Raw genomic sequence first — 10,961 nt, 5'->3', positions numbered from 1 at the left:
CGACCGTCCTCCTCTATCCGCTGATCTGCACGGCGCTGTGGTCGCCCAGGACCAGGCGGTGCGCCTTCGGGACGCGGGGCGCCGGGGTCACCGCGGCCTCCCGGCCGATCAGCGACACCTCGATCCGGCCGACCCCGTCGATGGACGCGCCGCGCAGCACGATGGAGTACTCGATCTCGCTGTCCAGCACCGTGCAGTCCCGGTCGATCGAGGTGAACGGGCCGATATAGGAGTCGCGCACCACCGAGCCGGCGCCCACGATCGCGGGGCCGACCACCCGGGACCCGGTGACCTCCGCGCCCTCCTCCACCACGACCCGGCCGATCAGCTCGCTGGCCTCGTCCACCCGTCCCCGCACCGACGGCTCCAGGCCCTCCAGGACGAGCCGGTTGACCTCCAGCATGTCGGTGACGTTGCCGGTGTCCTTCCAGTAGCCGGAGATCACCGTGGACTCCACCCGGGCGCCGTCGTCGATCAGCGCCTGGATCGCGTCGGTGATCTCCAGCTCGTTCCGCCAGGACGGCTTGAGCCCGGCCACCGCCGCGTGCACGGCCGGGCCGAACAGGTACACGCCGACCAGCGCCAGGTCGCTCTTGGGCCGCTCCGGCTTCTCCTCCAGGCCGACCACCCGTCCCGAGGCGTCCACCTCGGCCACGCCGAACGCCCGGGGATCCTTCACCCGGGTCAGCATGATCTGCGCGTCCGGGCGCTCCCGCCGGAACCGCTCCACCAGCCCGGTGATGCCGCCGACGATGAAGTTGTCGCCCAGGTACATGACGAAGTCGTCCTCGCCCAGGAACTCGCGGGCCACCAGCACCGCGTGCGCCAGCCCGAGCGGCGCCTCCTGCGGCAGGTAGGTCACCGTCAGCCCGAACGAGGACCCGTCGCCGACGGCCGCCCGGATCTCCGCGGCGGTGTCGCCGACCACGATCCCGACCTCGCGGATGCCGGCGTCGGCGATCGCCTCCAGGCCGTAGAAGAGCACCGGCTTGTTGGCCACCGGCACGAGCTGCTTGGCCGAGGTGTGCGTGATCGGCCGCAGCCGCGACCCGGAGCCGCCGGCCAGGACCAGGGCCTTCACGGCGCCGCCTGGGGACTGCTGGGAACGGACGATCTCAACGAGGCTCCAGTGATGCCGGAAAAGTCGGGTTACCCGCCGAGATTACCGGTAGTCCGCCGCGCCCGGTGTCCCGATGGCCGGGCCAGGACCGGCCCGGCCCAGGGGTTCCGCCTACCTTCCTACCGGGCGCCGTCTACCGGGCGCCGACGATCATGCCGGCCGCGACCGTGTTGTTGGTGGACTCGTCGATCAGGATGAAGCCGCCGGTCATCCGGTTGCGGCCGTAGTCGTCGACGAACAGCGGCTGGGTGACCCGCAGCGAGATCCGGCCGATCTCGTTCAGCCCCAGGGCCGGGGCGTTCTCGTCCCGGTGCAGGGTGTTGACGTCCAGCCGGTAGTTGAGCTCCTTCACCATCGCCCTGGCGGTCCGGGTGGTGTGCTTGATCACGACCTTCATCCGCGGCGTGAGCTGCCGGTCCGGGGTCATCCAGCACACCATCGCGTCCAGGTCCTGCGCGACCTCGGGACGGTTGTTCGGCCGGGCGATCATGTCGCCGCGGGAGATGTCGATGTCGTCGGCCAGCCGCAGCGTGACCGACATCGGCGGGAACGCCTCCTCCACCGGGCCGTTCGGGCCGTCGATGTGCGTGATCGTCGTGGTCAGCCCGGACGGCAGGTGCACCACCTCGTCGCCGGGCTTGAGCACGCCTCCGGCGACCTGCCCCGCGTAGCCGCGGTAGTCGTGCAGCTCGGGGTCGGTGGACGCGTGCGGGCGGATCACGTACTGCACCGGGAACCGCACGTCGATCAGGTTGCGGTCGGAGGCGATGTGCACGTGCTCCAGGTGGTGCAGCAGCGAGGTGCCCTTGTACCACGGCATGTTCGGCGACCGGTCCACCACGTTGTCACCGTGCAGCGCCGAGATCGGGATGAAGGTGAGGTCGGCCACCTCCAGCTTGGTGGCGAACGCGGTGAACTCGTCCACGATCCGCTCGAAGGTCCCCTGGTCGTATCCGACCAGGTCCATCTTGTTCACCGCGACCACCAGGTGCGGCACCTTCAGCAGCGTGGTCAGGAACGCGTGCCGCCTGGACTGCTCCAGGATGCCCTTGCGCGCGTCCACCAGGACGATCGCCAGGTCGGCGGTGGACGCCCCGGTGACCATGTTCCGGGTGTACTGGATGTGCCCGGGGGTGTCGGCGATGATGAACTTGCGCCGCGGCGTGGCGAAGTACCGGTACGCCACGTCGATCGTGATGCCCTGCTCCCGTTCGGCCCGCAGGCCGTCGGTGAGCAGCGCCAGGTTGGTGTACTCCTCGCCGCGGTCGACGCTGGTGCGCTCCACCGACTCCAGCTGGTCCTCGAAGATCGACTTGGAGTCGAACAGCAGCCGCCCGATCAGCGTGGACTTGCCGTCGTCCACCGACCCGGCGGTGGCGAACCGCAGGATGTCCATCTGATGGCCCGTGGCCGGTCCAGCGGTCTGCGCGGTCTCCTGCGCGGGCATCAGAAGTACCCCTCCTTCTTGCGGTCCTCCATGGCCGCCTCGCTCGACCGGTCGTCGGCCCGTGTCTGGCCGCGCTCGGTGACGCGCGTGGCGGCGATCTCCTCGATCACCTGTTCCAGCGTGGCGGCGTTGGACTTCACCGCGCCCGTGCAGGACGCGTCGCCGACGGTGCGGTAGCGGACGGTCGCCTCGAACGCCGGCTCGTCGTCGCCGCGGTTGGCGAACGTGGTCTCGGCGTCCAGCAGCATCCCGTCCCGCTCGAACACCAGCCGGGTGTGGGCGAAGTAGATCGGCGGCAGCTCCAGCCCCTCCCGCCGGATGTAGTCCCAGATGTCCAGCTCCGTCCAGTTGGACAGCGGGAACACCCGCACGTGCTCGCCCTGCCGGATCCTGGTGTTGTAAAGGTTCCACAACTCGGGTCGCTGGTTCTTGGGGTCCCACTGACCGAACTCGTCCCGGAACGAGACCACCCGCTCCTTCGCGCGGGCCTTCTCCTCGTCCCTGCGGGCGCCGCCGAAGGCCGCGTCGAACCGGTGCTCCTCGATCGCGTCGAGCAGCGTGGTGGTCTGCAACCGGTTGCGGGACGCCCGCCGCCCGGTCTCCTCCACCACCCGGCCCCGGTCGATGGACTCCTGCACGGACGCCACCACCAGCCGCACGCCCATCCGGGCGACCGTCCCGTCGCGGAACTCGATCACCTCGGGGAAGTTGTGGCCGGTGTCGACGTGCATCACCGGGAACGGGATCGGCGCGGGCGCGAACGCCTTGCGGGCCAGGTGCAGCATCACGATGCTGTCCTTGCCGCCGGAGAACAGCAGGACCGGCCGCTCGAACTCGGCGGCGACCTCCCTGATGATGTGGACCGATTCGGCCTCGAGGACGTCTAGCTGGGACAGCAGGTAATCGCAACGCTGCATGGTCTGGTGTCTCTCCACGCTCGTCTGGCAGTGCACCGGTCGGTTCGGCGGACGATCCGGGTGAGATGTACCCGGACTCCGCCCCGTCAGCCCGGCGGGCCTCCCGTGACCTCTCGGATGACGGTCAGCAGCGTCGATGCCGACCCGGGATGGCACACCAGGATATCCGGGAGCCGCGGGTCCTTCCGGTTGTAGGTCAGGGCCGAGCCGTCGATCCGGGACGCGTGGGCGCCCGCGGCCAGCGCCACCGCGACCGGAGCGGCCGAATCCCACTCGTACTGGCCGCCCGCGTGGACGTAGGCGTCCACCTCGCCCAGCAGCACGGCGGCGATCTTCGCCCCGGCCGAGCCGATGGGCACCGGCTCGACCGCGATACCGTCGTCCGCCAGCCGTCCGGCCAGACGGCCCACGAACTCGGGTGGACGGGAGCGGCTCACCGCGATCCGCAGCCCCCCGGGCGCCGGAGGCGCCATCCGCAAAGGCTCCTCGGAGCCGTCCCTGAGGGAGGCGGTCACGGCGCCCCGAGGGGTGGTCCTGAGCGTCACCCCCTGCGCCGGCAGCGCCACGGCACCCGCGCCGAGCCCGCCGCGCGCCCCGTCCCACAGGGCGACGTGGACGGCCCAGTCGCCGCGGCCCTCCTCGGCGAACTCGCGGGTCCCGTCCAGCGGGTCCACGATCCACACCCGCGACGCGGCGAGCCTCAGCGCCTCGTCGGTGTTGGCCGTGGGCGGGCCGTCCATCGCGACCGCGGTGGCGCTCTTGCCCGCCACCGACGCCCGGCCCTCCTCCGACAGGACGGCGTCGCCGGGACGGCGCCCGGCCAGCTCCCCCATCAGGTACTCGTGCGCCCGCAGGTCACCGGTGTCCTTCAGGGCACGCGCGTCACCGAAACCGACCTCGTCGCGGACCGCCAGCAGCAGCCGCCCCGCCTGACCGGCCAGTTCCCCGGCCAGCTCATGGTCGTCCGCGGTGGCGGCGGTCCCCGCCGCCGGTCGCTCCGTCATCGGCCCTCACGTCCCCGGCTCATGCGTCACCAGATGCCCGGTACACATTGTCCTGCACACCGGACATCCGCCAGGACACCAGGGCCCCTGGTAGGGGCTAGTACGCCCCGGAGCCGCGGAACACCGCCGACCAGGTCTTCCACAGAATCTGGAGATCCAGCGCCAGCGTCCAGTTGTCCACATAACGGAGATCGAGCCGGACCGATTCCTCCCAGGACAGGTCCGACCGGCCGTTCACCTGCCACAGCCCCGTCATGCCCGGCTTGACCGCCAGCCGCCGGTACACGTCCCCGCCGTACCGGGCCACCTCGTCCGGCAGCGGCGGGCGCGGCCCGACCAGGGACATCTCCCCGCGCAGCACGTTGAACAACTGGGGCAGCTCGTCCAGCGAGTAGCGGCGCAGCCGGCGGCCCACCGCGGTGATCCGCGGATCAGACTTGATCTTGAACAGCACGCCGCCGTCATGCTCGTTGTAGGCGATCAGCTCGTCCTTGCGCAGCTCGGCGTCCCGCACCATGGTGCGGAACTTCAGCACGGTGAACTCGCGGCCGTCCCGGCCCACCCTGACCTGCCGGAACATCACCGGGCCCTCGCTGGTCACCTTGATCAGGACGGCGACCACCAGCAGCAACGGGCTCAGCAGCACCAGCCCGGCCAGCGCGCACGCCCGGTCGAACAGGCCCTTGAGCAGCTTACGGGCCCCCTCCAGCTCCGGATGCTCCACATGCAGCAGCGGCAGCCCCGCCACCGGCCGGATCGAGATCCGCGGACCGGTCACGTCCATCAGCGCGGGCGCCACCACCAGCTCGACATCGTCCCGCTCGATCTGCCACGCCAGCCTGCGCAGCGCCACACCGTCCATCTCCGGGCACGCCAGCACCGCCACCGAATCGGCGCCGCTGCGCTGCACCACGCTCGCCGCCTGCGAGAAATCGCCCAGCACCGGCACGCCCTCGACCTCGTCGACCGCGTCCTCACCGGAGACCATGGCGGGCGGCAGGCACACCGCCACGATGTCCATCCCGTGGTACCGCTTCTCCCGCAGCAGCCTGATCAGGTCGGCCACCGACGTACGGTGCCCGACGGCCACCACGCGGCGCATGAAGTCGCCCTGCCAGCGCCGCTTGTGCAGCCACTTGCGCAGCCGGTACCGCGCCACCAGGGCCAGGAAGGTGCCCAGCGGCAGCGCCATCACCACATACCCGCGCGCCACCTCCGTCTTGGTCGCGTACGCCGCGATCGCCACGGTCGCGGTGAGCACGAACCCCGCCCGCAGCACCCGGTGGAACTCCTCCCACCCGACACCGACGAAACGCGGCTCGTACGCCCGGCACAGCACCAGGATCGACAGGAACAGCAACGGCAGCAGAACGGTCAGCGCGACGTAGGGGACGTTCGGCTCCTTCGGGATCCCCGGGAACCGCAGCACGAACGCGATCACGCCGGCGGACAGCATGCTGGCCAGATCCAGGAACACCGCGTACCGGCGATACCGGTTCGTCCAAGTGGGCCCCGAAGGACGCCGAGCCGGTCCAGGCCCGGTCCGGGCCTGCGCCCTGCCAATCTCGTCAACAACGGCCACCGACTATCACCACCCCTGCCGCATGCGCCCCGTCACGCACGATCCGTCTCGAAGACGGCCGAACAACAGGTGAGGTTCACACGTCCCGCGCGCATATTGCGCAGCATTTTATAAAGGCGAGTCACGAACCACCCGAAGACCGAACAATCCGATGCATGCCAGGGCCGGGCACACCGCGCGGACGACCACGGCCCGCACCGACGGGAACCCGGAAAGTGATCGGAACCCGAAAGATCGAAACTCAGGAGGCGTGGAAGACGTTCTGGGCCGCCTCCAGCCCCTCGGTCAGCAACGCCTCCACCGCGTCCGCCGCCCGCTCCACATTCAGATCGAGCTCCTTGCGCTCCGCCGACGAGAAATCCTTGAGGACGAACGCGGCCGCGTCCATCCGACCCGGCGGGCGGCCCACACCGAACCGCACCCGCGGGTACTCCCTGTCCCCCAGCGCCCGAGTGACCGAACGCAACCCGTTGTGCCCGCCGTCACCACCGCCGCGCTTCAACCGCACCGCGCCGTACGGAATGTCCAGCTCGTCATGAACGACCACCAGACGCTCCACGGGCACCTTGTAGAAGTCCCGCAGCGCCTTCACCGGGCCACCCGACTCGTTCATGAAACTCCGCGGCTTCGCCAGCACGACCCGCACACCCGAAAGACGCCCCTCCAGCACATCGCACCGCGACCGATGCGACCTGAACCGCCCCCCGGCACGCGCCGCCAGCACATCCAGCACCATGAACCCGGCGTTATGCCGATTCCCCGCATACGACGGCCCCGGATTGCCCAACCCCACGACCACCCACGGCTCCGAGCGCAACCGCGCGCCGCCCTCGCCGCCTTCACGGCCCACTCCGCGATCAGCCTCCCGCAAGCCCGAACCCGCCTCCGGACCCGACCGCAACACCCGACGCCCCCTCGGCAAGGGGAAACCGGCCGGCGTCACCGCACACCCGCCTCACCCCTCCCACCGGCCCACAACACTGACGGCCCCACTGGCGAGAACGCCGACGGGGCCGCCACGACACCACACCGATCGCACCAGGCGACCACGGTCACTCGGTGGGCTCGGCCTCCGCCTCGGGCGCGGCCTCCGCCTCCGCCTCGGCCTCCTCAGCGGCCGGCTCGGTCGAGATGGACGCGTCGACGATCTGCGCGATCAGCAGCTCCTCGTCCGCGACCAGCGTCGTCCCGGCCGGCAACTTCAGATCCTTGGCCAGCACCTGAGAGTCGATCTCCAAACCCTCGATGTCCAGGGTCACCGCCTCCGGAATCTGCGTGGCCTCCGCCTCGACGGCGATCTCCACCTCCGGCTGCACCAGCCGGCCACCGGCCACCACCTCACCGGTCACCTGGATCGGGATGGACACACTGACCTTCTCACCCCGCCTGACCAGCAACAGGTCGACATGCTCAAGGAAACCCTTGATCGGGTCCCGCTGCACATCCTTCGGCAGCGCCAGCTCCGAACCGGAACCCACGCCCTCCACGCGCAGCAGCACGTTCGGCGTCTTCAGCGCCAGCATCAGATCATGGCCGGGCAGCGAGATGTGCTGCGGCGCGGTGCCATGACCGTACAGAACGGCGGGAACCTTGCCGGCCCGGCGGGTGCGCCGCGCGGCACCCTTACCGAACTCGGTGCGCGGCTCGGCGGCGATACGTACCTCGGACACGGCGAAAACTCCTCGTTGTTGCGATCCACGGCCGTCCAGCGCTGGACGTCCGCTACGGACAAAGCGAATCAGGCGTTGCTCGATGCGTCAGGCGCCTCGAAGATTCTTTGCGTAACCCGGGGAGCGCGAGTCCTCTGGCGGAGCCACACTGAACGACCCGGGCCCTACGCGGACCCCGCAAGTCTAGCCGATCGTCCCCACCCACGAAGCCAGCGGGCCAAGGGCCGAGCCGCCCCCGGCCCGCCGCACACCGCACGGATCAGCTGTGCCCGCCGAACAGGCTGGTCACCGAGCCGTCACTGAACACCTCGTTGATCGCCCGCGCCACCAGCGGCGCGATCGACACCACGGTGAGCTTGTCGAACCTCTTCTCCTCCGGAATCGGCAGCGTGTTCGTCAGCACCACCTCAGAAACCCGCGAGTTCTTCAAACGGTCCACGGCCGGGCCCGACAGAACACCATGCGTCGCCGCCACCACCACCCGCGCGGCGCCATGGTCGAACAACGCGTCCGCCGCCTTCACGATCGTCCCACCGGTGTCGATCATGTCGTCGACCACCACGCACGTCCGGCCCTCCACCTCCCCGACCACGTCGAAGACCTTCACCTCGTTGGCCACATCCGGATCGCGCTTCTTGTGGATGATCGCCATCGGGACACCCCCGAGCCGATCCGACCAGCGCTCGGTCACCCGCACCCGGCCCGCGTCCGGCGCCACCACCGTCACCCCCGACAGATCCAGCCGCGACTCGAAATGCGCCGCCAGCAGATCCAACGCGAACAGATGATCCACCGGGCCGTCGAAGAAGCCCATGATCTGCGCCGTGTGCAGATCCACCGTGATCAGCCGGTCGGCACCCGCGGTCTTGAACAGATCCGCCATCAACCGCGCCGAGATCGGCTCACGACCACGATGCTTCTTGTCCTGCCGCGCATACCCGAAGAACGGCGCCACCACGGTGATCCGCTTGGCGGACGCCCGCTTCAGCGCATCCACCATGATCAGATGCTCCATGATCCACTGATTGATGGGAGCCGTGTGGCTCTGGATCACGAACGCATCCGACCCGCGCACCGACTCCAGGAAGCGCACGAACGTCTCGCCATTGGCGAAGTCGTACGCCGACGTCGGCGTCAGCTCGAGCTGGAGGTTGTCGGCGACCTCCCTGGCCAGGTCCGGGTGGGCACGGCCGGTGAAGAGCATCAGCTTCTTCTGGCCGCTCGCCTTGATCCCACTCACCTTGGACAACTCCCCCTCAATGGAACGGTGCTTCTCACGGGGATCCCACCCTCAAGGCACGTCCCCACTCCCACGGCCGCCCTCAGCGCACCCCGGGAAGTCATCATCGGTCCCCGTCCCCGTCCCCGTCCCCGGACTCGTCCCCAAGCCCATCCGCCGCCCGGCGGTCACCCACCGCCGCAGCCCGCTCGGCCGCCCGCCGCGCGGCCTCCGCCGCAGGCGTCCCCGCCCGCTTCCGCTCCACCCAGCCCTCGATGTTCCGCTGCCGGCCCCGCGCCACCGCCATCGCCCCCGGCGGCACATCCTGAACGATCACCGAACCGGCCGCCGTATACGCGCCGTCCCCGATCGTCACCGGCGCCACGATCATGTTGTCGCTGCCGACCTTCACATGGTCGCCCACCACACTGCGATGCTTCGACACCCCGTCGTAATTGACGAACACACAAGCCGCCCCGATGTTCGACCCCGCGCCGATCTCCGCGTCCCCCACATACGTCAGATGCGGGACCTTACTGCCCTCACCCACATCGGCGTTCTTCGTCTCCACATACGTGCCGACCTTGGACTTACGCGCCAGCCGCGTACCCGGCCGCAAGTACGCGTACGGGCCCACCGACGCCTCCGGACCCACCTCCGCGTCCACACACACCGCGTTGACCACCGTCGCACCCGCCCCCACACGAGTGTTCGTCAGCGTGCAACCAGGACCGACCTCCGAACCCTCACCCAAATGCGTGCGGCCACGCAACTGCGTACCCGGATGCACCACCACGTCCGGCTCAGCCGTCACCTGGACATCCACCCACGTAGTAGCCGGATCGACGATCGTCACCCCGGCACGCATGTGACCCTCCAGAAGACGATCGTTCAACTGCCGCCGCGCCTGCGCCAACTGCACCCGGTCATTGACACCCTGCGTCTCCACCCAGTCGGGCGTCAGGAACGCGCCCGCCCGATGCCCATGCCCCCGCAGAATGCCGACCACATCCGTCAAGTACTCCTCGCCCTTGGCGTTATCCGTGGTCACCTGCTTCAGCGCATCGGCCAGCAACGCCCCGTCGAAGGCGTACATCCCCACATTGATCTCACGGACCGCGCGCTGCGCCTCCGTCGCGTCCTTGTGCTCCACGATCGCCGCGACCGCGCCGTCCTCCCCGCGAAGGACCCGGCCATAACCCGTCGCATCCGGCATCTCCGTGGTGAGCACCGTCACCGCGTTGCCCTCGACCTCATGCACCCGGACCAGCTCGGCCAGCGTCTCACCACGCAACAGCGGATGATCCCCATTGGTGACCACCACCGTGCCGCGCAGCTCGCCCTTCCCCCCGCCCCACGCCTGCTCCAACGCCATCCGCACGGCATGCCCCGTACCGCCCTGGCGCTTCTGCACCACCGGCTCGGGACACGGCGTCAGCTCCAGCCCCTCCAAGTGGGCGATCACCTGCTCCCGGCGATGCCCGACCACCACCACCAGCCGCTCCGGCTCCAGCGCGCAGGCCGCGGCCAGCACGTGCCCGAGCATGCTCCGTCCGCACAGCTCGTGCAGCACCTTGGAGGTGCGGGACTTCATCCGGGTGCCCTCACCGGCGGCGAGGACGATGACGGCGGCCGGGCGGCGAGCGGGCACGTGAAAGCTCCTCGGCATCGCGGGGACGGGATCTTGTTGGCCTCGGACGCCGATCACGGGGCTCAGCCCATCGAGATCCACCTGCTCGAACAGGTTGGCAACACGCCCGACATCCGAAGGATACCGTCAGGCCGCCTCATGTCACCCCGCCGCCCGGCCCCTGCACACGCCGACGATCCGCACCCACCAGGGACCACCTCCGATGATGCGAACAAGAAGCTCCGGTGCCAGGACTCGAACCCGGACATAAGGCACCAAAGGCCTCAGTGCTGCCGATTACACCACACCGGACTACATTTCCCCCCAAGTCGGACATCCTGTCCAACGTGGGAAGGGGCGGCAGCCATGATA

Annotated in this window: 9 protein-coding genes and 1 tRNA gene; all 10 read right to left on the bottom strand. The window is 69.6% G+C overall.

The window, feature by feature from the left end; genetic code table 11:
- Nucleotides 1–13: 13 nt before the first annotated feature.
- Nucleotides 14–1,081 carry a glucose-1-phosphate thymidylyltransferase gene (locus QSK21_RS11690; protein ID WP_285695570.1) on the bottom strand — a complete coding sequence of 356 codons (1,068 nt, stop codon included), beginning with the start codon at nt 1,079–1,081 and terminating at the stop codon, nt 14–16.
- Between the two features lie 172 nt (nt 1,082–1,253).
- Nucleotides 1,254–2,516 (bottom strand): sulfate adenylyltransferase subunit 1, encoded by a 1,263-nt coding sequence (locus QSK21_RS11685; RefSeq protein ID WP_285695697.1) that lies wholly within the window; start codon nt 2,514–2,516, stop codon nt 1,254–1,256.
- A 50-nt stretch (nt 2,517–2,566) separates the two neighbouring features.
- Nucleotides 2,567–3,484 carry a sulfate adenylyltransferase subunit CysD gene (cysD, locus tag QSK21_RS11680; protein WP_285695569.1) on the bottom strand — a complete coding sequence of 306 codons (918 nt, stop codon included), beginning with the start codon at nt 3,482–3,484 and terminating at the stop codon, nt 2,567–2,569.
- A gap of 86 nt (nt 3,485–3,570) precedes the next feature.
- A complete protein-coding gene (locus tag QSK21_RS11675; RefSeq protein WP_285695568.1) occupies nt 3,571–4,488 on the bottom strand; it encodes an inositol monophosphatase family protein in 918 nt (305 codons plus the stop codon).
- A 97-nt stretch (nt 4,489–4,585) separates the two neighbouring features.
- The gene (locus QSK21_RS11670; RefSeq protein ID WP_502871549.1) at nt 4,586–6,070 is read right to left on the bottom strand and encodes a sugar transferase; all 1,485 of its coding nucleotides are present in this window, start codon (nt 6,068–6,070) and stop codon (nt 4,586–4,588) included.
- 241 nt (nt 6,071–6,311) lie between these two features.
- Nucleotides 6,312–6,920 (bottom strand): aminoacyl-tRNA hydrolase, encoded by a 609-nt coding sequence (gene pth, locus QSK21_RS11665; RefSeq protein ID WP_502871548.1) that lies wholly within the window; start codon nt 6,918–6,920, stop codon nt 6,312–6,314.
- 202 nt (nt 6,921–7,122) lie between these two features.
- On the bottom strand, nt 7,123–7,740 hold the full coding sequence (locus QSK21_RS11660) for a 50S ribosomal protein L25/general stress protein Ctc (protein ID WP_285695567.1): 618 nt from the start codon (nt 7,738–7,740) through the stop codon (nt 7,123–7,125).
- 259 nt (nt 7,741–7,999) lie between these two features.
- On the bottom strand, nt 8,000–8,980 hold the full coding sequence (locus tag QSK21_RS11655) for a ribose-phosphate diphosphokinase (RefSeq protein WP_285695566.1): 981 nt from the start codon (nt 8,978–8,980) through the stop codon (nt 8,000–8,002).
- Nucleotides 8,981–9,083: 103 nt separating this feature from the next.
- Complete coding sequence (gene glmU / locus QSK21_RS11650; protein ID WP_285695565.1) at nt 9,084–10,610, bottom strand: bifunctional UDP-N-acetylglucosamine diphosphorylase/glucosamine-1-phosphate N-acetyltransferase GlmU; 1,527 nt, start codon at nt 10,608–10,610, stop codon at nt 9,084–9,086.
- 219 nt (nt 10,611–10,829) lie between these two features.
- Nucleotides 10,830–10,901, bottom strand: a tRNA-Gln gene (locus QSK21_RS11645).
- Nucleotides 10,902–10,961 lie beyond the last annotated feature (60 nt).

The organism is Actinomadura sp. NBRC 104412 (genome assembly GCF_030269515.1).
Lineage (GTDB): Bacteria > Actinomycetota > Actinomycetes > Streptosporangiales > Streptosporangiaceae > Spirillospora.
This window is presented reverse-complemented; position numbering and strand designations above follow the sequence as displayed.

Excerpts from the sequence above, each read along its gene's own strand:
- QSK21_RS11675 (WP_285695568.1), bottom strand. The coding sequence starts at position 4,488 with ATGACGGAGCGACCGGCGGCGGGGACCGCCGCCACCGCGGACGACCAT.
- cysD (WP_285695569.1), bottom strand. The coding sequence starts at position 3,484 with ATGCAGCGTTGCGATTACCTGCTGTCCCAGCTAGACGTCCTCGAGGCC.
- QSK21_RS11685 (WP_285695697.1), bottom strand. The coding sequence starts at position 2,516 with ATGGACATCCTGCGGTTCGCCACCGCCGGGTCGGTGGACGACGGCAAG.